Below are 19,120 nucleotides of genomic sequence, written 5' to 3' on the forward strand. Positions count from 1 at the left end.
CAGTGTCCCGATATTTAGGAAACCGCGCCGGCTTCGGCACGCGCAGCCAGCCGGGCAAATGCTCCGTCACCGGCCCGCAGCTCCGCGGCCGTTCCCCGTTCCACGATGGCTCCGTCCTCCAGCACCACCACCTGGTCCGCATTTTCCACCGTGGAGAGCCGGTGTGCGATGGTCAGCGTCGTTCGTCCGGCCGAGAGCCGTTCCAGAGCCAGCTGCACCTGAGCCTCGGTGGTGTTGTCCAGCGCGGAAGTGGCTTCGTCCAGGACCAGGACGGGCGGATTACGCAGGATGGTCCGCGCAATCGCCAGCCGCTGCTGCTCGCCCCCGGAGAAGCGGTGCCCGCGCGCGCCCACAAGGGTGCCCAGCCCCTGCGGCAGTGCGCCGATGGAATCGGCAATCTGCGCGGCGGCAAGTGCCTGCCAGAGCTGGTCATCGCTGGCGCCCGGCGCCGCCAGCAGCAGGTTCTCGCGGACCGATGCGTGGATCAGGTAGGTCTCCTGCGACACCACGCCGACAATCCGGGCCAGGTCCTCCGGCGCAATCTCGCGCACATCAACTCCGTCAATGGTGACCCGGCCGGCGCTGACCTCGTTCAGGCGCGGCAGCAGCGAGGCCAGCGTGCTCTTGCCGGAACCGGTGGGGCCGACGACGGCGGTGGTGCTCCCGGCCGGAAGCTCCAGGCTGATGCCGCGCAGGATGTCCGTGCCGCCGTCGTACGCGAACCGCACCTCCTCAAAGCGCACCTGCCCGCGCACGGCGGCCGGATCCATCCGCACCGGGTTTTCCGGTGCCTTGATCGCCGGTACCAGGTCCAGGTATTCGAAGATCCGGCTGAAGAATGCCAGCGCCGTGACCCACTGGACGCCAATATTCAGCAATCCCATGACCGGACGGAAGATGGCGGCCTGCAAACCGGTGAAGGCCACAAGCGTGCCGATGGTCATGCCGCCGCTGGTCGCCGGAAAACCGGCGGCGAGGTAGATGACGGCCGGAATCGCCGCAAAAACAATCTGCATGGTGGCCATCCGCCAGCTGCCGGCAAGCTGGCTGCGCAGCTCCAGGCCGACGAGCTTCTCGGAGCGGGTCTGGAACCTGTCCGCGTCGCGCGGGATGGTTCCCAGGGTCTTGGCCAGCCGGACACCGGAGACGGACAGGCCTTCCTCCACCTGCGTATGCAGGGCGGCGAGTTCGCGCTGGCGTTCGTCGGTGACGGTGCGGCGGATCTGCGCCACGCGGCGCGACAGCCAGATCGCCGGCGGCAGGACCACGAGGGAAATCAGGCTCAGGCCGGGGGAGAGGGCTGCCATGGCGACGGCGGTGGCAACGGCGGTGGTGAGGTTGGAGGCAACCCCGGTGGCGGTGGAGGTGACAACCGACTGCATGCCGGAAATGTCGTGCGTGAGCCGGGACTGCACTTCGCCGCCGCGCGTGCGGGTGAAGAAGCCCAGCGACTGCGCCTGCAGGTGGGTAAAGAGCTTCACCCGGAGGGTGTGCATCACCCGCTGGCCCATGCCGGTGGCCAGCCAGGTCTGTACGACGCCGATCACCGAGGTCAGGGCAGCCACCGCCACCATCGAAGCCGCCAGAATCAGCAGCAGCCGGATGTTTCCGGACGGCAGGGCGTCATCGATCACAGCCCGGACCAGGAAGGGCTGCGCCAGGTTGACCACCGAGGACAGGGTAATAAGTGCGACAACGACGGCGATGGTCCCCTTATGCGGAGCGAACAGGGCCGCGATGCGCTTCATGCTCACCGGGTGCCGCTTCAGCTGCTTCTTGTCTGCGGGGTTCAACCGCGCAGGGCCCCGGCCGCTGCCGGATCCCCTGCCGCTTCCGGGGCCCGCGTGGGCCGCTTCGGGTATAGCCATGGTTCCTCCTGATGCTGCGGTATCTGCGCTGCAGCTAATAGAGAGGTTACCTCACTATGTGGTTACCCGCTACATGGGTAGACTGTTTTCCATGATGAACGCTTCTGCCGATCCGGCAGCTCTGGGTGAGCTGATGCACACCGCCTTCCGCGGGCTGCGAAAGCGCTGGATGCAGCAGCTCGCCCCTTACGAACTGACGCCGCACCAGTTCCGGGCCTTGAGCGCGGTTGCCCGGGCCGCTTCCGGCGTGAACGGGAAAGAACCCGGCGTCAACGCGAAAGGGCCCGACGGTGGGCAGGGGCTGCGGCTGAAGGAGCTGGCGGAGCGGCTGCACATAGCTCCGCGGTCCGCCACCGAAGTTATTGACCAGCTCGAGGGCAAGGGTCTGGTGGAACGCCGGCCCGATCCGACGGACCGGCGGGCGTCGCTGCTGGCGCTGACCGGCGCGGGGGAGCGGCTGCGTGAGACCGTACTGGCTGACCGCAGGCGCGAGGCTGATGAGTTCTTCTCTGTCCTGGAGCCCGGGGACCGGGCGGAACTGGCCCGGATTCTGGGCGAGCTGGCCGGGGACGGGCACAAGCAGGGGTCCTAGCGGCGCGGAACAGGTTCCGGGATTGGACCGCCGCGTCCGCGACCGGCCACAATAAAGCAGGCTTAGTTTCTGCTTTTCGAGGGGTGCCTATGAGTAAAACAGGGCATGGTTCGTCCACCTTCCGTCCGCGCCACCCGGGGCCCGAGCCTCGGTTCCGCGTCAACCGGGAGTCGCTGCGCGCCTCGCTGTGGTTTTGGCCGACCTGTGCGTCCCTGGCGGCGCTGGTGCTGTCGCTGCTGCTGCTGCAGGTCCGTCCCGGGGAGAATGCGGAATGGGCGCAGTGGATCTGGCCGGCCGACGTCGAAGCAGCCAGCGGCCTGCTGCAGACCGTGGCCACCAGTGTGATGACCGCTGTCACAGTGACGTTCTCGCTGACCGTGGTGGCCCTGCAGCTGGCGTCGCAGCAGTTTTCGCCCCGGCTGCTGCGCGAATTTGCCCGCGATGTGCGCACCCAGACAGTCCTGGCGGTCCTGCTGGGCACCTTCGTGGTCAGCATTACGGGGCTGCACGGGATGGATCCGGACCGCCCGGTCCCGGTGCTGGTGGTTGGCCTGGTCTATGTACTGGGAATTGCCAGCGGGGTGGTGCTGCTGCTGTTCATCGGGCACATCACCCGGTCGCTGCGGGTGGACACCATGATGCTCAACGCCCATCAGGGTTGCCTGGCCGTGCTCCGCGAAACGTATCCCGATTCCGAGACCGGGGAGGTGCAGCACTTCCCGGAGCCCGACGGCGGCACTGCGGTGCCGGCGCGCCGCAGCGGGATCATCCAGGCCGTCCACGCCAAACCGCTGGTCAACATGCTGTCCCGGCACGGGTTGAGCATGCGCATTGAGGTACAGCCCGGGGACCAGATCACGGTTGGCACGCCCGCGGCCCGTATATGGAGCGACGACGGCGGGACGGTGGTGCCCATGGCTGCCGTGCAGCAGTCCCTGGCCGAGGCCCTGGAGATCGGATATGAGCGTACGGCCGAGCAGGACGCGGCGCTGGGGCTGCGCCAGCTGACGGATATTGCGGTCAAAGCGATCTCCCCCAGCATCAATGACCCCATCACGGCAGCTCATTCCATGGGGTACTGCGCCGACCTGCTGGTGGATCTGCAGCGCAGGCAGCTGGGTCCCGAAGCGCATGAAGACGCCTCCGGCGCGCTGCGCCTGGTCACAGTGGGGCGCGACTACCGCTACTTTCTCGATCTGGTCTGCGGGCCGGTGCGGCGCTTCGCGGAGTCGGAGCCCCTGGTGCTGACCGCCGTCCTGCGGCTGCTGCGGGACTGCGCGGCCAATGCGGTCAACGACGACCAGCGCGCGGAGCTCCGCCGGCAAACGTCGCTGGTGCTGGAGAGCACCCGCGACCACCTGGTGACCGCTGACAAACTGGAGATCCGGGACATGGCGCGCCGGGTGGAAGAGGCCCTGGCGGGGGATCTGCGGGCAGCCTTCGCGGACCGGGCCGGGGAGACGCGTTCGGTGTAAATGCGCCGGCGCCCGCTAAGCCCGCGGCTGCGCCTCCGCCGCCCAGCAGTGCAGCCGTGCCAAGCTGTGGCCATGGATCCGAAAACCAACATTCCGCCCTGGCCCGCCGTCGATCCGGCCTGCGGAGGTGTGCGGCTGCGCCGGTTCCGGGACGAAGATGCGGATATGGCCCGCGAGCTGTCCCTGGACGAGTATGTCCCCACGATCGGCACCCTTCCGGCCCGGGCCACGGAGGAAGAGGCGCTGGCCTGGGTGGAGCGTCAGCGGCGGCACCATGTCCGGGGAACGGGGTTTGCCTTTTGCATAGCCGATGCTGCCTCCGACCGGCCCCTCGGGCAAATCGGGCTGTGGGCCCGGGAGCTGGGCGCGGGCCGCGCGCAGGCAGGCTACGCAGTTGCCCCCGGAGCCCGCGGCCGCCGCGCCGGCGCCGAAGCGCTGCTCGCCCTGCTGGAGTTCGGGTGGACCATTCCCGCGCTGCATCGGGTGGAGCTGCTGATCGAGCCGTGGAACACAGCCTCCACCCGAACCGCCGAGTATGCCGGCTTCACCCGGGAGGGCCTGCTGCGCAGCCACCAGGAAATCGCCGAAGAACGCCGGGACGTGCTGATCTATGCCGCGGTGCGCGGACAGTAACCCCCGGGGTCGGGCGTAATACCTAGGCGCAGGCGTCCCCGGCACCGTTGACTCTTCCGGGACGTCTGCCGGACAGTGGAGCCATGCTCGATACCGCCGCACCCTTGTGGGAGAGCCTGGCCGAAACCGTACGCTCCGGGTGGTGTCCCGGGCTGGTGGCCGGAGTACGGATCAACGGTGAAACTCACATCTTCGCCGCCGGATCGCTGGGCTTTTCCCGGCCGGAGCCGATGGCCGAGGACACTCCGTTCCGCATTTCCTCGCTGAGCAAGATTCTCGGCGGCGCCCTGGCGCTGAGCCTGGTGGCCGACGGCACGCTGGGACTGGATGACGACGTCGCCCGCTGGCTCCCGGCGCTGGCCAACCCGCGGGTCCTGGTCACACCCGACGCTCCGCTGTCAATGACCGTTCCGGCGCGCGGACCGATCACGGTCCGGCAGCTGCTGACCTTCACCGCAGGGCTCGGCATCGACTTTTCGGCTTCCCCTTACGCCGCAGCTACCCGGGATCTGTTGTGGGGGCCCAACCCGCCGGCAATGACGCCGGAGGAATACCTGACCCGCGTGGGCGAACTGCCGCTGGCACATCAGCCGGGGGCTCGCTGGATGTACCACGCGTGCGCCGACGTGCTCTCGGTGCTCCTGCCGGCCGTGACCGTGACCCCGCTGGGCCGGCTGGTTGAGGAGCGGATCAGCAAGCCGTTCCGGCTGGCCGCCACCGGGTTCCCCACAGGCTCCGAGGACTTCCCGGTGGTTTATGCGGCCGACGGCGACGGCCGGCTCCGCGAGGCGGTCGAGTACCGCGACGCGATGGCCGGCCCGCCGCAGTTTCCGTCCCTGGCCGGCGGACTGGTCTCCACCGTCCCCGACTACCTCACCTTCCTGTCCGCGCTGGTCAGGGACACCGTGCTGCCGCCGGGGCTGCGGCGGCAGATGACGGAGGACCAGCTGACGTCCCCGCAGCGGGTGGGGATGGCCGAGCTGGCCGGGCCGGACGAATCGTGGGGGTTCATGACGGCCGTGCAGGTGGGTGCGGGGCATCCCTGGTCTTCACCGGGGATGTGGGGCTGGTCCGGCGGCTCCGGCACCAGTGCCGCCGTGTATCCGGACGGGGACATCGGCGTCGTTTTCACGCAGCGCTTTATCAGCGGGCCGCAGGATAACTTCGACTTCTTCTGGAAACCCTTCGGGGAACTGCGGAAAACGGTCTACTCGTCGTAGATCAGGGCCGTCACAAAGTGCGTGTGTGAGAATGACGCATGACCACTCGGCAGGCACGGGCAGCGCACCGGTGGGCTGTCGGTTTAGCTGCGGCATCCCTGACGGCATTCATTGCAAGCGCGGCAATTCTCTTATCTGATGGGGAGCTGTTTCCCGGCGCGGATCTCCTCCGGTTCCTGTTGGGCACCTTCTTCGGACCGCTGGCCTTCGCCCTCTCGGTGACTGTGCTCCTGCGGAAATCAGGACGGCTATCCGCTTCGGGAGCGCTGCGATCCGCGGCGGCCGCCGTTCCCGCGTGCGGGCTGGCGGCTGTGGCGGTTGCCAGCCTGGCTGTCGGTGTTGAGGAGGTTGACGCCGGTGCCGGGCTCGGCTGGTTTGGCTCAGCAACGCTCCTTTTCTTCATTGCGGCGTGGGTTTTCGGCACGCTTTCCCTCATGGCACCGCTCAGATCGGTCACTGCCGGCGGTCTTCCGGGCACTGTCGCACTGGCAGCATTCTCCGCCCTGGTCCTCGGGGGCCTGCTCCTGCTCGCGCAGTTGTTCGGCACGCTTGCGGCGGCCGTGCTCCTCCTCGTGGCCCTGCACCCGGGCGCCAGGGCTCACCGGGGTGCTCAGGGAACTCCCGGGGCGCCTGCGAACCCCTGGGCAGCCGGGGCGCGGCCTGCCGTCGGGCCGGCGTCGGAGGAGCCCCGGGGAAGGGGTGCAGCCGCGGCTGCCTGCCTGGTGAGCGCGGTGCTAGGGATCGGGTGTGCCGTCTTCGCTCTCAGCGGCAGCAGCTGGACATCCCTCGCCGCAGACGCCACCCGTGCCATGAACCTTGGCCTGGCTGCCGGAGTACTGGCGGCGATTCCGGCGGTTATAGCTGCCGGGGTGGTTCTCGTTCCGCGGCTGGGCGCCGTCATGTCCTGGGCTGCAGCGCTGTTGTGCGCGGGCCTGCTGCTGGAGGCGGCGGCGCAGCTGACGGGTTCCGGTGATCCCGCCCAGTGGCCGCTGACGCTGGCGGCGGCGCTGTCCGCGGGCTTCGCGCTTTCGCTGTCCTGCGGACGGCTTATCCCGGACGGTCGGTTTCTGCGTACCGGCACTACCGTTCTGCTGGGCTTTGCGGGGGTAATCCCGGGTCTGGTCCTCGTGACGGCAGCCGGGTTCATAACCCCGCTGGCGGCAGCAGTGCTTTTTGTTCTCCTGCTGCGCGGCCGCGGGAAGACCGGGGGCGGGAAGCCCGCGCTGCAGCCGGCCTAGGCGGACTGCAGGTACGCCAGTACAGCGAGCACCCGGCGGTGGTCCACCGCGCTCTGCTGCAGGCCCAGCTTGGCGAAGATGGACGTGATGTTCTTCTCCACGGCCCCGGCGGACAGGAACAACGTGCCGCCGATCGCGGCATTCGCCCGCCCCTGCGCCATCAGCTCCAGCACCTCGCGCTCCCGCGGTGTCAGGGCGTCCAGCACGTTTCGGCGGCGTGAGGCACCCATCAGCTGCCGCACCACCTCCGGATCCAGTACGGTCTCCCCGCGGGCCAGCCGTTCCAGGGCGCCGAGGAAATCGCCGACGTCGGCCACCCGGTCCTTCAACAGGTAGCCAACACCGGCCGGATTGCCGGCCAGCAGCTCCGCGGCATACCGCGTCTCCACGTACTGCGAGAGCACCAGAACCCTGATTCGCGGATGGGAGCGGCGCAGCGTGAGCGCCGCCTGGACTCCCTCGTTGGTGAAAGTGGGCGGCATCCGGTTGTCCAGGATGACGACGTCGGGCCCGCTGCCGTCAGCCGCGTCCACCGCGGCCAGGAGATCCGCGGCGTTGTCGACGGCGACGGCCACCTCGTGCCCGCGGCTGGTCAGCAGTTCCGTGAGGCCCGCCCGCAGCAGAGCAGAGTCTTCGGCCAGTGCGAGCCTCACGCGGTAATGGGGGCAGAGCGGGCTGCAGCACAGCGGAGAAGGGCAATCATGCCTTTGAGGATAGCGGAAGCGCCACGCTGATCCGGGTGGGCCCGCCTGCGGGGGAGTCGATGACGAGACGGCCGTCCACCGAACCGACACGCTCCTGCAGTCCGGCCAGGCCGGTGCGGGTGCCCGCTGCCGTCCGGCGGCTGACGGCGGCGCCGCCGTTTCCGTTGTCGGACACACTCAGCAGCAGGCCGTCGTCGTTGTGTCCGGTCACTGTGATTTCGATGTGGGTGCCGCCGGAATGCTTGACGGCATTGGTGAGCAGCTCGCTGGCGCTGAAGTAGGCAATGGACTCAACGGAAGGTGAGGGACGCCGGGCCAGCGAATAATCCAGGGTTACGGGCAGGGCGGCGCCCGCCGCAAGGGTTGCCAGTGCGGTGTCGAGCCCGTCCTCCAAGGCGGCCGGACGGATGCTGCGGGTTAGGCCGCGCAGGTCCGTCAGGGCATCTTTGGCGGTGCCGTTGGCGCTGTCGAGCAGGGACAGGATTTCGGGGCTGGCCTGTTCGCCGGAGAGGCGCTCGCGGACATCGCCCACCTTCATGGCGATGGCCACCAGCTGCGCCTGGGTTCCGTCATGCAGGTCCCGTTCGATGCGCCGCAGGCGGGCGTCGGCGTCGTCCACCGAAGCGCTGCGGGAGTGCTCCAGTTCGCGCACCCGCAGGCTGGACGCAGTCGGTGTGAGGAGGGCAGCCGCGAGGAGCGCCTGCACGCGGGCGGTGCCGTTGTTAATCCACGGCCAGATGAGCAGCAAAAGCAGGCCGGCCCCGGCGAAGATCCACTGCCACCCGGGAGTGTCCGCATAAACGTCAGGGAAGACCTGGGTTCCCCGGTGCCAGCTGCCGTCGGACGCCTGCTGCTCGGGCAGGTAGCGGTACCAGACGGCGTGGGTCAGTCCGCCCAGGGCTGTGGCCAGCCAGGTGATGCTGAGCACGGCGAATGTCACCGACGTGATGAAGGACAGGACCATGTGGGCCAGCGCCGTCCAGCCGGCGGCGTCGGTCAGGCCGCTGCGAAGGAAGCCGACAAATCCCGGACGCGGGGAAAACGGCAGCGGTGCCGGCAGACCGGTGCCCAGCAGGTTCCGGACCAACCCCCGGTTGAGCATCCCCCAGCCGCGGGCTCCAACAATCATCGCTGCCGGAATCACCAACCCGGCCCACGTCACCAGCAGCCCGGCGCCCAGGGAAACCGTAGTCAGCGCATAGGCCAGAGCCAGCGGTGCGAGGAGGAATGAGAGCCAGTGGTAGCCGAAGGCCCGCCAGGTTCTGCCCTGGAGCAGGGCCGGACTTCGGGATGGGCGGATGGGGGAAGCGGATTGCGTCATGGTCTAAGTCTGCTGTTGCCGGGCCCGGCGCAACACCGGGCAGGCCGCCGGGCCGCGGTGGGGATAACCCCCGTGAGGCACGGCCGCTGGCTCAAAAGTTATAGACCTTCCCGGCGCTGATGCCGCCGTCCACAACAAATTCTGCACCGGTGGAGAAACTGGACTCGTCGCTGGCCAGGAAGAGGACGAGGTTTGTGACCTCTTCCGGTGCCGCCGGCCGGGTGAGGGTGCTCTCGGTGAAGTCGATCGGTTTCTGCTCGCCCAGTACGGCGGTCATGGGGGTCTGGATGGAGCCGGGGTGCACCGAGTTGACCCGGACATGGGAGGGGGCCAGTTCCAGCGCCGCGGATTTCGTCAGCCCGCGGAGACCGAACTTCGAAGCGGTGTAGCCGTGCATGCCGGAAACGCCTTCCAGCCCGGCGGTGGAGGAGATGTTGATGACCGACGCCGGGGCGGAGGCCTTCAGCGCCTCAACGGCTGCACTCATCCCCAGGAACGGTCCGGTCAGGTTAATGTCGAGCACACGCTGCCAGCGTTCCACCGGGTATTGGCCGATGGGCCCGCCGTCCAGGATGCCGGCATTGTTGACCAGTACGTTCAGCGAGCCGAAGCTCTCCAGGGTGGCTGCCACTGCGGCGGTCCAGTCCTCGGCGCTGGTGACGTTCAGGTGCACGTAGCGGGCAGCGTCACCGAGTTCTGCGGCGAGGGCGGAACCGGCGTCGTCATTGATGTCGGCGATCATGACCCTGGCGCCTTCGCGCACGAAAGCCCGTGCGTGGGAGGCGCCCATGCCGCTGGCGGCTCCGGTGATGAGGGCTACTTTGTCCTTGAGGCGTTCGCTCACGCTGTGCATCCTTCTGGTTGGAGTTCCGGCGCACCGGGCGGCGGGCAGGTCTCGGGATGTGCGGCCGGACGGATCGTGCCGGACGAGCAATACGCTACCTGACGCCGGTGCCCGCCTGCGCCGGTCACCCTTCCTCGGGAGCCTTGTGCAGGTCACGCACGAGGTACAGCCAGGGAAAGGCACGGCAGCCCACCTGCCAGCCGTCCGTCTCGTAGTGGTGGGTGGGCCGGGCCCACAGTACCCGGCGGTGTTCCCACTGGGTGTCTGTCCGCAACATCCGGTGCCTCAGCACGTCCACGCCGATGGTTCGCCAGCCCAGCCTCCCGGCGAGCTCCAGCTCGGTCATTTCGTCGAAGGCGGTGACCGGGCCCAGCCAGCGTTCCCGGCTGTCCGCTGCCGCCTCATCCTGCCGGCCCCCGAAGCGCTGCTGCACTGCCTGCCGGGTCATGCCGAGCTCACGGCCGAGTGCGGCCCAGCTGACGCCCGCGCTGCGCGCTGCCGCCACCGTACGGCGCTGCAGCTGCTGGCTGGCCTGCTCGGCGGCGCCGGCCCTGCGGACGAGGGCAAGGTGGTCCGCCTCCGTGAGGCTGCCGGCGTCGTCGTGACTGCCGAGGATTAACGCACCGATCTGTTCCTGCAGGTCCCCGCCGGACCGATCCGTCATGACCGGCCCTCACGCTTGCGGCTGGGCAGCCAGTCGTTCCGGTCGCGGCTGGGCAGCCACTCGGTGCCGTCCGTACGGTCCTTACCCCGTTCCCACCAGATATAGCGGCCAAAGACATACGCGGCAAGGATCATCAGCATGACGGCGGCGCACGAGCACATGCCGCCGAAGAATCCGCTGAGGTCCAGCAGCAGATAGAGGCTGCCCAGTCCCAGGCCGAGGGCGAGCAGGAGGAGCGCCATCCACAAATAGGTGCGTCTGATATTCATGTGTCAATTAGAGCTTGACATGCGTGAAGCGTCAAGACTTCATTGACGCTTTCCTTGGCGGGTCCATGTGCGGAGTTCGGAGCGGCGTAGAACTACCCGGCCGCAGACCCCACATTCCGCCGCAGCTCCGCACACAGTTCAGCCAGTGCCTGCGGGGCGCTGCGGCAGAGGCGGGGGAAAGCGAGGTAGCCGTGCGGCATGCCCACATAGGTGGTGACCCGGACCGGCACTCCGGCTTTGCGCAGGGCGTCGGCATACCGCAGTCCGTCGTCGCGCAGGGGATCGTGCTCGGCCACCTGGATGAGCGCCGGGGGCAGCCCGGTGTGGTCCAGAGCCAGCAGGGGAGAGGCGTACGGATTGGCATAGTCCTCCGGTCCCGGGAGGTAGAGGCTGCGGTAGCGGAGCATGTTCCGTTTGGTGAGAAGGGGTGCGTTAGCATTCTCCTCAATGGAGGGGCTGCGCATTGTCAGGTCTGTGGCCGGGTAGACCAGCCCCTGGAAGGCGATGGCGGGGCCGGACCGGTCCCGGGACATCAGCGTCAGCACCGCAGCCAGGTTGCCGCCGGCACTGTCGCCCGCCACCGCCAGCCGGCCGGCGTCGGCGTCCCATTGGCCGGCGCGCTCCGCGACGTCGCACAGGGCGGCATAACAGTCTTCGGCCGCGGCGGGCCAGCGGTGTGTCGGTGCCAGCCGGTAGGCCAGGGAAACGACGACGGCGTCCGCGTCCCGGGCAATGGTGCTGGCGATGCCGTCATAAATGTCCAGGTTTCCGAGGCTCCAGCCGCCGCCGTGGATCAGCACCACCAAGGGGAGCGGGCCCGCGGCGTCCCGGGGCCGGTAGATCCGGATGGGAATGCGCCCCTCGGCCCCGGCCGCGGTGTCATTCCTGACGTCCACTCCCGGGGCAAGGCCGCCCAGCACCCAGTCGACCACCGGATTGTGCCGGATGGTGCGCCGCTGGTCGGCGAGGATCTGGGCATCGGTCTTGCGGGAGACCGAGAACAAGCCCATCACTTTGCCGAGCAGCCGGACGCGTAAATCCATCTGTGCCATTTTTGGATGCCTTCCTGGTTCTTCGGAATTCTGGTTTAGCGTGCGTCCCGGAGCTGCCGGACGGCCCCGGCCGCAGAGGCATCCCGGCTTTCCAGCATGTCCCTGCCCGTGAGTGCATCCCACGCGAAACTTGCCAGCCAGTGCGAGGACATGAACTCGTCGGTGACCACCGCCTCCAATCCGGCATCCAGCAGAGGATCCAGGGCTGTGGCCAGGGCCTCGGCGCTCGCAGTGCGGGTGCCGCCGGCACGATCGAGGACCCGGAGAATCCGCGCCGCCTGGCCGGCACGGGAAAGGTTGAGCCCGTGTAGGTGGACCATGTGCCCGTCGGTCTCGTCGGCGACGGCGACCGGCCGCAGGATCCGCGAGTCGGGTGTCAGGTTGGGCAGGAATCCCTCAAACCACGAAACAAAGACCGCCGGATCCAGGACGCGGGCCATCAGGTCCGCCTCGCTGAGGCCAGCGGAGAGGAAATCCTGGCCGCTCAGTTCCCAGTCCGCAGCCCAGCCGGTGTCGCGGCCAAACCAGCGCCGGGCCGCCGCAGCGCACGCTCCGGCCGCATCGGCCCGGCCGAGGGACTGCAGCGAGGTGTACAGCATGCCCGCGCCAAAGGCCGAATTGGTGTGGATTCCGTGCCGCACCGGGTATTCCGCCCGCTCCGTCCAGGCCGTGACCAGCTGCGCCACCACGTCCGCGAGCGGATCCAGCGCTGCGCCCCAGCGTTGGATCTGCGGATCGGAGGAAGCGGCGGCGGCGTCCGCGAGGCGGACCAGCCAGGCCCACCCGTAGGGCCGTTCCCAGCCGGGGTGCGCCAGCAGATAGGCGCCCTCAACCGCCAGGTTCTCCGCGGTCAGGGTGGCCTCGAGCTCCGCGCGCAATGCGGCGTCGCGTCCGGCGTCGAGCCCGTGCTCCAGCAGGCTCACGCCGAGCCAGTGCATGTGGACACAGGAGTGCCAGTCAAAGGAGGTGTGGAAACTCGGGTGCAGCTCCCGCGGACTTGGCCGGTCCGCCTCCGAAGATTCCACATGGTGGGAGGCGTACGGGTAGGGGCGGCGCAAATTGTCGAGGACGACGTCGGCATACGCGGCAGCGAGCTCTTCCCGGCGTGCGCCGGCGGTCCCGGCGCCCGGATGCACGGTGGATCCGGACGGGAAGGATTCGGTCACGGTGATCTCCATTCCCCGGCTTCCCGGGACAGGTGCCGGCAGGACCTGCCGGCAGCGCTTCTTTTGACGAATCATCTCACCCGGCGGCTAATTCGCCCGTGGTAGGGGCCGATCCGGGCCGCAGCCTCCCGCCGGCCGCAGCCCCGCTTGTACTGTCGAAGGAATTCCTGCGGCCCTGCCGGCTGCCGCAGCCGGCGCATGAGGCCCGGTCCCGAAAGGAAAACCCATGGAGTATGTCACTCTGAACAACGGCGTCGAAATGCCCATCCTTGGCTTTGGCGTATATCAGGTTCCGCCGGATGAGACCGAGGAGGCGGTGACCAACGCCCTGGCTGCCGGATACCGTTCCCTGGACACTGCGGCGGCGTACCAGAACGAGGACGCCGTGGGGCGTGCGGTGCAGAAGAGCGGTATCGCCCGCAATGAACTCTTCATCACCACCAAACTCTGGATCCAGGACAACGGCGACGCCACCACCCTGCGCGCGTTCGAGACTTCCCTGCGGAACCTGGGCATGGAATACGTCGACCTTTATCTGATCCATCAGCCCTTCGGTGATGTTTACGGTGAATGGCGGGTGATGGAAAAAATCTGCAACGACGGCGGGGCCCGCGCCATCGGTGTTTCCAACTTCATGTCGGACCGGCTGGTGGACCTGATCATCCACAACGAGATCGTTCCGGCGGTGAACCAGATCGAGACGAACCCGTTTTACCAGCGGGCGGTCGAAAACCAGCTGATGAGTGACCGCGGAGTCCGGCACGAGTCCTGGGCCCCCTTTGCCGAGGGCAAGAACAACCTCTTCTCGGTTCCGACGCTGACGGCCATCGCCGGGACGCACGGCAAGTCCGTGGCCCAAGTGGTGCTGCGCTGGCTGATCCAGCGCGGGGTGGTGGTGATCCCCAAGTCCGTCCGCCCGGATCGGATGGCGGAAAACATAGACGTGTTCGGGTTTGAACTCAGCCCGCAGGAAATGGCGTCCATCGCCGACCTCGATACCGGCACGTCGCTGTTTTTCGACCACCGCGACCCCGAAGCCGTGGCCCGGCTGAGCGGGGTCACGATGGAATAGCCCCCGCCCGGCAGTATTCGACGGCGGGGCACCGCGCGCCCCGCCGCAGTGACTCCCGACACAAACGCCACAATACGGCGGCCGGTTGTGAGCTGCGTCATGGGTCCAGTACTCTGCTTACACCACGTGCTTTTCGACTATCGAACACGGTGTTCAACTATCGAACAGATAGGCAACACGGCACGGACAACAGAGAACACAACGAAGTGAGGACCACCGTGCAGTTCCACCATCACGGCTACGTATCCGGAGACCCGCGCATCCAGCCGGCGGCCGGCGTCGGCATCAACCGCCCCGATGATTTGCCCGAGGAAGTTGACGTACTCATCGTGGGCTCCGGGCCGGCGGGCATGCTAGCCGCAGCCCAGCTGTCCCAGTTCCCGAACGTCACCACCCGGATTGTGGAACGCCGCGGCGGCCGGCTCGCCATCGGCCAGGCTGACGGGATCCAGGCCCGCAGCGTCGAAACCTTCCAGGCCTTCGGCTTCGCCGAGGAAATCACCGCCGAGGCGTACCGGATCACGGAAATGGCCTTCTGGCGCCCGGACCCCGAGCAGCCCGAGAACATTGTCCGTTCCGGCCGTGCCCTCGACGACGAAGCCGGCATCAGTGAATTCCCGCACCTGATTGTCAACCAGGCCCGCGTGCTGGATTACTTCGCCCGGTACATGGCCTACGCTCCCACCCGGATGGCACCCGACTACGGTTTTGAATTCCAAGGCTTGGAAATCGACGACGACGCCGAGTACCCCGTCACGGTAACGCTGCTCCACACGGCCGGGCCCCTCGAGGGCTCCGAGCGCGTGGTGAAAGCCAAGTACGTGGTGGGTGCCGACGGCGCCCGCAGCCGGGTGCGCCAGTCCATCGGCTGCACCCTGGCCGGCGACGCCGCCAACCACGCCTGGGGCGTCATGGACGTGCTCGCCACCACTGACTTCCCGGACATCCGCACCAAGTGCGCCATCCAGTCCTCCAACGGCGGCAGCATCCTGCACATTCCGCGTGAAGGCGGGCACCTTTTCCGCATGTACGTGGACCTGGGCGTTGTACCCGAGGATGACAACGGCGCCGTCCGCAAGACCACCATTGAACAGATCATCGCCAAGGCCAACGACATCCTGCATCCCTACACCCTGGATGTCCGCAACGTCGCCTGGCACAGCGTGTACGAAGTGGGCCACCGGCTCACCGACCGGTTCGACGACGTGCTGCCCGAGGACCTGGGGACCCGCACCCCGCGCGTCTTCATCACCGGCGATGCATGCCACACCCACAGCGCCAAGGCCGGGCAGGGGATGAACGTGTCCATGCAGGACGGCTTCAACCTGGGCTGGAAGCTCGGGCACGTGCTGGACGGACGCAGCCCCGAAAGCCTGCTCTCCACCTACTCCGCGGAACGCCAGGTGGTCGCGAAGAACCTCATCGACTTCGACAAAGAGTGGTCCACGCTGATGGCCAAGAAGCCCGAGGAGTTCGAGAATCCCTCGGACCTCGAGGACTTCTATGTGAGCACGGCCGAGTTCCCGGCAGGCTTCATGACGCAGTACACGCCGTCCATGCTCATTGCCGAGCCTGCCCACCAGGACCTGGCCGCGGGATTCCCCATCGGCAAGCGCTTCAAGTCGTCGCCGGTGAAGCGCGTCAGCGACGCCAACCCGGTCCAGCTCGGGCACCTGGCGAAGGCCGACGGCCGCTGGCGGATCTACGTCTTCGCTGATCCGGCCGCCGCCGGTGCACCGTCCCCGACCGCCGATCTTGCGGACTGGCTGGCGAACGCTCCGGACTCCCCGCTGGCGGCGACGCCCGAGGGTGAAGACCGCGACGCCTGGTTCGACGTCAAGGTGATTTACCAGCAGCCCACCACCGGCATCGACATCGGGGCAGTACCGGCGGTCTTCAAGCCGACGGTCGGGCCGTTTGGGCTCACCGACCTCGCAAAGGTCTTCGGCGTTGACCCCGCGGACGACATTTTCGATGTGCGCGGACTTGACCGCTCCGGCGTCGTCGTGGTGGTCCGCCCGGACCAGTACGTGGCCAACGTCCTGCCGCTGACGGCGACGGCGGACCTGGCGGACTTCTTCGCGCCGCTGCTGCCCGCGCGCCGGGTCGACATCGTGTGACTGCCGTGAACCGGCCCGCCTCCACCGCCTCCACTAGCCAAACGCTCTCCCGGGGCATCCGTGCCCTGGAAGTGCTGGCTGATTCCTCCGCCGGCCTGAGCATTGCCGACATCGCGTCAGCCCTGGGCGTGCACCGGTCCAATGCGTACCGGATACTGCGCACTTTGGAGGACCACTCCCTGGTGTTCCGCGACGACGCCGGCAAGTTCTCCATTGGACCGGGGATGGCGGCACTGGCACGCGGGGTTGGCAGCCGGCTGCAAACCGCCGCCGTTCCCGAGCTCACGGCGCTGTCCTCGGCCCTGCAGATGACGGCCTTTGTCGCCGTGTGGGACCGGCGCCAGTGCGTGACGCTGGTGTCGGTGGAACCGCCCCACGGCGAAGGGACCATTGTCCAGCGCCCCGGAACCCGGCATTCCTTTGCCGCCGGGGCAGCTGGCATCGCCATACAATCGGCGCTCACTGAAGCCGAGTGGGAAGAACTGGCGCCCGGGGAACCGTACCGTGAGGAGTCGCGCGCCGCGGCCCGGAACGGATTCGCGGTAAGCCGCGACGAAGTCATTCCCGGCGTGAGTTCGGTGGCCGTTCCGCTGCGCGTCAGCGGGCAGCTGCCGGCGGCCCTGGCCGTGGTGTACGTGACCAGCGATGTTCCCGCCGAAGGGCTCGGGGCGCGGGTGCGGGAATCGGCTTCCGTCCTTGAACAGCTGCTGGGGTAGCTCCAGCCTGTCCGGTGTCAGCGGATCGGAGCCTCCAGCGCCGTCTAGTTATAGCTCAGGGGCTCCGCCGGCGCCCACCGCGTCACGGTGAGGAACCCCGGTTCGGTCAGGTCAATGTCCGCTTCCAGTTTCTGGCGGAGGGTCCCGGCGAAGGGCGCCACCAATAGGGTGCCCACCCGGGTCATCCCCGCTCCGGCGGTCCCGTTCCAGCCGATCCCGGCGGAGGCGCTGTCCCCTGGGCCAAGGGGAACGGGGCCGGCAGGCGTGTCCTCGGTCATAAAGGACCCGCCGTGCACCGCGGTGATGTCCATGACCCAGCCGCCGGTGTTCTCGAACGCCAGGTCAGGATAGTTGTCGACGATGCAGCTGCGGTCGCCGGTGTTGGTGACAGTGATGCGTGCTCCGCGGTGCCCGGTGGCGGCATCCCAGCCGTCGATGTCCGCCGTGACCTCTTCGCCGGTGCACCACTGCGGGTCCGGCGGTGTGAGGGAAGGACCAACCGGGTCGGCGCCGTACACCACGGGTTCCTGGGTGGGCTCCGGCGTTACGGGCTCGGCATAGACATCCGGATCCGTTGCCAGCACCGGCGTCAGCAGCAGGAGGGCAACGGAGGCTCCGGCAAAGGCCCACAGGGGCCGGAGCCAGGGCCGTCCGGAACCGGCGTCCCGCCGTGGCTGTGCGGACGGGGCGGGCGGGGCCGGCGGGTTAGGAGGGGTGCGCTGCACGCCCGGCGAACGGGCCGCAAGCAGCGCCGGTATCCAGCCCCAGATCACGCCCCAGTAGGCACCGGACACCAGCAGGGGCGTCACGGAACTGAAGATGTAGATTTTCCGGGCCGGCGGCCATTCCGCCAGCACCAGCCCGCCGGCGAGAACGGCGGAACCGGCAACGGAGGCCACCACCACGCAGGCCCAGGCAGCGAGGAAAGCGGTGCCCCGGGAACCGGCGCCTTTGCCGGCGGCCGGCAGCAGCACGGCGGCGAACGCCGCCGCCGCCAGCGCCGCGAGGACTGTCACCACCGCGAAGCCCGGGCCCTCCAGCACATGCCTCAGGTGATCCGGAAGGGCATTCGGGAAGACGAGCGCGGCCATGGGCGATGCAACCGGATGTAGCCGGAGGCCGGCCGGGGTCATCAGCAGGTGTCCGGCCGTTGCAGTCATTATCCACACGGCGGCCACGATGGCCGGAAGCAGCAGCGGGCGCAGCAACGGCGCAGATTTCCCCATTTGGATGATGCTACCGCCGGCCCCCGGGCTGCGGCGGAAGCCGAACCTTCCCGCACTGCCGTGTCCGGGTGAAGCCATCACGGCCAAAAGCGCTTCAATCCGCCTGACACCGTGGCGGCTGCGGCCTGCCGGCGGTAGCGTGAGCGTCTCCGGTTGGTTAGCGATCGCGGATGCGTGGTGCATGAGAGTGCATGGGTACAGGACAGTGACCGATATGAACAGCAGCAACGAGAAGGACGCCCTGTGGACCTTGGTGCGCGCGGAACGGGCACGGCTGGCCGAGGACCTCGCCGACCTGGCGGATGAGCAGTGGCAGCACGGCAGCCTGTGCGGGCAGTGGACGGTGGAACAGGTGGTTGCCCATCTCACGGCGGCGGCAAGCATGAACCAGCGGCAGTGGCTGCAAAGCATGATCGGCTCCCGCTTCCGCCCGGAGGTGCACAACCAGCGGCGCCTGACCGAGCATCTGGGCCGCACGCCGGCCCAGACCCTGGCCCGGTTCCGCGGCATCATCGACAGCACCACCGCGCCCTCCTCCCACACGGCCGCCTATCTGGGAGAAGTTGTTGTGCACGCCCAGGACATCCGCCGGCCGCTGGGGCTCCGGCAGACCCCGGCAGTCGAGGCGCTGGTCCCGGTGGCTGAATTCTTTGCCGCCCGGGACTTTACGGTTCCCAGCCGCACCACTGCGGATGGATTGCAGCTGCGGGCCACGGACGGGCGTTTCACCGCCGGGTACGGACTGCTGGTGACAGGCACAACGCTGGCTCTTGTCATGAGCATGGCGGGCCGGGCCTCGTACCTGGACCAGCTTGCGGGACCGGGAGCGGCGACGCTGCGGGCACGGGTGCAGCGGGGGCAGGGGACCGGCAGAGGAGGCGGGGATTCGCTTGCCCGCGCATCCCATCAGGAGAAGAAATGACGACGGCGAACGGCGAGA

The 19,120-nt window shown here is 68.2% G+C and carries 18 protein-coding genes; 9 read left to right on the plus strand and 9 right to left on the minus strand.

Translation table 11 applies throughout. The features are described 5' to 3' along the window. Positions 1 to 14: 14 nt before the first annotated feature. Positions 15 to 1,868, minus strand: a complete 1,854-nt coding sequence (locus WKB88_RS01895; RefSeq protein ID WP_341392845.1) for an ABC transporter ATP-binding protein — start codon at positions 1,866 to 1,868, stop codon at positions 15 to 17. A gap of 91 nt (positions 1,869 to 1,959) precedes the next feature. Here WKB88_RS01895 and WKB88_RS01900 point away from each other — a divergent pair, with 91 nt between their 5' ends. From WKB88_RS01900 to WKB88_RS01920, 5 genes are all read left to right on the plus strand, one after another. Beyond that, a complete protein-coding gene (locus tag WKB88_RS01900) occupies positions 1,960 to 2,460 on the plus strand; it encodes a MarR family winged helix-turn-helix transcriptional regulator (protein WP_341392846.1) in 501 nt (166 codons plus the stop codon). 89 nt (positions 2,461 to 2,549) lie between these two features. After that, positions 2,550 to 3,935, plus strand: a complete 1,386-nt coding sequence (locus tag WKB88_RS01905; protein ID WP_341392847.1) for a DUF2254 domain-containing protein — start codon at positions 2,550 to 2,552, stop codon at positions 3,933 to 3,935. A gap of 72 nt (positions 3,936 to 4,007) precedes the next feature. Beyond that, the gene (locus WKB88_RS01910) at positions 4,008 to 4,568 is read left to right on the plus strand and encodes a GNAT family N-acetyltransferase (protein WP_341392848.1); all 561 of its coding nucleotides are present in this window, start codon (positions 4,008 to 4,010) and stop codon (positions 4,566 to 4,568) included. 83 nt (positions 4,569 to 4,651) lie between these two features. Further along, the gene (locus tag WKB88_RS01915; RefSeq protein WP_341392849.1) at positions 4,652 to 5,788 is read left to right on the plus strand and encodes a serine hydrolase domain-containing protein; all 1,137 of its coding nucleotides are present in this window, start codon (positions 4,652 to 4,654) and stop codon (positions 5,786 to 5,788) included. A 38-nt stretch (positions 5,789 to 5,826) separates the two neighbouring features. After that, a complete protein-coding gene (locus WKB88_RS01920) occupies positions 5,827 to 7,026 on the plus strand; it encodes a hypothetical protein (RefSeq protein WP_341392850.1) in 1,200 nt (399 codons plus the stop codon). Here the strand turns inward: WKB88_RS01920 and WKB88_RS01925 are convergent. The 7 genes from WKB88_RS01925 to WKB88_RS01955 all read right to left on the minus strand — a co-directional run bounded on the left by WKB88_RS01925 (position 7,023) and on the right by WKB88_RS01955 (position 13,046). Continuing rightward, on the minus strand, positions 7,023 to 7,679 hold the full coding sequence (locus WKB88_RS01925; protein WP_341392851.1) for a response regulator transcription factor: 657 nt from the start codon (positions 7,677 to 7,679) through the stop codon (positions 7,023 to 7,025). The genes WKB88_RS01920 and WKB88_RS01925 overlap by 4 nt on opposite strands. Positions 7,680 to 7,725: 46 nt before the next feature. Further along, positions 7,726 to 9,051 carry a sensor histidine kinase gene (locus WKB88_RS01930; RefSeq protein ID WP_341392852.1) on the minus strand — a complete coding sequence of 442 codons (1,326 nt, stop codon included), beginning with the start codon at positions 9,049 to 9,051 and terminating at the stop codon, positions 7,726 to 7,728. A 91-nt stretch (positions 9,052 to 9,142) separates the two neighbouring features. Beyond that, on the minus strand, positions 9,143 to 9,895 hold the full coding sequence (locus tag WKB88_RS01935) for a glucose 1-dehydrogenase (RefSeq protein WP_341392853.1): 753 nt from the start codon (positions 9,893 to 9,895) through the stop codon (positions 9,143 to 9,145). A 124-nt stretch (positions 9,896 to 10,019) separates the two neighbouring features. Continuing rightward, positions 10,020 to 10,559, minus strand: coding sequence for a hypothetical protein (locus WKB88_RS01940; protein ID WP_341392854.1), 540 nt, complete (start codon positions 10,557 to 10,559; stop codon positions 10,020 to 10,022). Further along, a complete protein-coding gene (locus WKB88_RS01945) occupies positions 10,556 to 10,828 on the minus strand; it encodes a hypothetical protein (protein WP_341392855.1) in 273 nt (90 codons plus the stop codon). The genes WKB88_RS01940 and WKB88_RS01945 overlap by 4 nt, the downstream gene beginning before the upstream one ends. A gap of 92 nt (positions 10,829 to 10,920) precedes the next feature. After that, positions 10,921 to 11,871: an alpha/beta hydrolase gene (locus WKB88_RS01950; protein ID WP_341392856.1), complete on the minus strand. Its 951-nt coding sequence runs from the start codon at positions 11,869 to 11,871 to the stop codon at positions 10,921 to 10,923. 44 nt (positions 11,872 to 11,915) lie between these two features. After that, positions 11,916 to 13,046, minus strand: a complete 1,131-nt coding sequence (locus WKB88_RS01955; RefSeq protein WP_341392857.1) for a DUF2891 family protein — start codon at positions 13,044 to 13,046, stop codon at positions 11,916 to 11,918. A 226-nt stretch (positions 13,047 to 13,272) separates the two neighbouring features. On the opposite strand from WKB88_RS01955, the gene WKB88_RS01960 reads away from it, so the two are divergent. The 3 genes from WKB88_RS01960 (at position 13,273) to WKB88_RS01970 (ending at position 16,954) form a co-directional block, all read left to right on the plus strand. Further along, positions 13,273 to 14,118 (plus strand): aldo/keto reductase, encoded by an 846-nt coding sequence (locus WKB88_RS01960; protein ID WP_341392858.1) that lies wholly within the window; start codon positions 13,273 to 13,275, stop codon positions 14,116 to 14,118. 218 nt (positions 14,119 to 14,336) lie between these two features. Next, entirely contained in the window at positions 14,337 to 16,238 is a 1,902-nt protein-coding gene (locus tag WKB88_RS01965; protein ID WP_341392859.1) for an FAD-binding monooxygenase, read from the plus strand. After that, complete coding sequence (locus tag WKB88_RS01970) at positions 16,235 to 16,954, plus strand: IclR family transcriptional regulator (protein WP_445818851.1); 720 nt, start codon at positions 16,235 to 16,237, stop codon at positions 16,952 to 16,954. Before WKB88_RS01965 ends, WKB88_RS01970 begins: the two co-directional genes overlap by 4 nt. A gap of 44 nt (positions 16,955 to 16,998) precedes the next feature. Here the strand turns inward: WKB88_RS01970 and WKB88_RS01975 are convergent, their stop codons facing one another. After that, positions 16,999 to 18,180, minus strand: coding sequence for a DUF4232 domain-containing protein (locus WKB88_RS01975; RefSeq protein ID WP_341392861.1), 1,182 nt, complete (start codon positions 18,178 to 18,180; stop codon positions 16,999 to 17,001). Positions 18,181 to 18,394: 214 nt separating this feature from the next. Between WKB88_RS01975 and WKB88_RS01980 the strand changes: the two genes are divergently transcribed. Then, positions 18,395 to 19,102 (plus strand): maleylpyruvate isomerase family mycothiol-dependent enzyme, encoded by a 708-nt coding sequence (locus tag WKB88_RS01980; protein ID WP_341392862.1) that lies wholly within the window; start codon positions 18,395 to 18,397, stop codon positions 19,100 to 19,102. Positions 19,103 to 19,120 lie beyond the last annotated feature (18 nt).

It is taken from the genome of Arthrobacter sp. G119Y2 (assembly GCF_038069765.1).
In the GTDB taxonomy this organism is placed as follows: Bacteria; Actinomycetota; Actinomycetes; order Actinomycetales; family Micrococcaceae; genus Arthrobacter_B.

What these genes read in the sequence shown, in the direction of transcription:
- WKB88_RS01940 (WP_341392854.1), bottom strand. Translation starts at nt 10,559, where the DNA reads ATGACGGATCGGTCCGGCGGGGACCTGCAGGAACAGATCGGTGCGTTA.
- WKB88_RS01945 (WP_341392855.1), bottom strand. Translation starts at nt 10,828, where the DNA reads ATGAATATCAGACGCACCTATTTGTGGATGGCGCTCCTCCTGCTCGCC.
- WKB88_RS01915 (WP_341392849.1), top strand. Translation starts at nt 4,652, where the DNA reads ATGCTCGATACCGCCGCACCCTTGTGGGAGAGCCTGGCCGAAACCGTA.
- WKB88_RS01980 (WP_341392862.1), top strand. Translation starts at nt 18,395, where the DNA reads ATGAACAGCAGCAACGAGAAGGACGCCCTGTGGACCTTGGTGCGCGCG.
- WKB88_RS01895 (WP_341392845.1), bottom strand. Translation starts at nt 1,868, where the DNA reads ATGGCTATACCCGAAGCGGCCCACGCGGGCCCCGGAAGCGGCAGGGGA.
- WKB88_RS01910 (WP_341392848.1), top strand. Translation starts at nt 4,008, where the DNA reads ATGGATCCGAAAACCAACATTCCGCCCTGGCCCGCCGTCGATCCGGCC.
- WKB88_RS01930 (WP_341392852.1), bottom strand. Translation starts at nt 9,051, where the DNA reads ATGACGCAATCCGCTTCCCCCATCCGCCCATCCCGAAGTCCGGCCCTG.
- WKB88_RS01950 (WP_341392856.1), bottom strand. Translation starts at nt 11,871, where the DNA reads ATGGATTTACGCGTCCGGCTGCTCGGCAAAGTGATGGGCTTGTTCTCG.
- WKB88_RS01905 (WP_341392847.1), top strand. Translation starts at nt 2,550, where the DNA reads ATGAGTAAAACAGGGCATGGTTCGTCCACCTTCCGTCCGCGCCACCCG.
- WKB88_RS01920 (WP_341392850.1), top strand. Translation starts at nt 5,827, where the DNA reads ATGACCACTCGGCAGGCACGGGCAGCGCACCGGTGGGCTGTCGGTTTA.
- WKB88_RS01900 (WP_341392846.1), top strand. Translation starts at nt 1,960, where the DNA reads ATGATGAACGCTTCTGCCGATCCGGCAGCTCTGGGTGAGCTGATGCAC.
- WKB88_RS01975 (WP_341392861.1), bottom strand. Translation starts at nt 18,180, where the DNA reads ATGGGGAAATCTGCGCCGTTGCTGCGCCCGCTGCTGCTTCCGGCCATC.
- WKB88_RS01960 (WP_341392858.1), top strand. Translation starts at nt 13,273, where the DNA reads ATGGAGTATGTCACTCTGAACAACGGCGTCGAAATGCCCATCCTTGGC.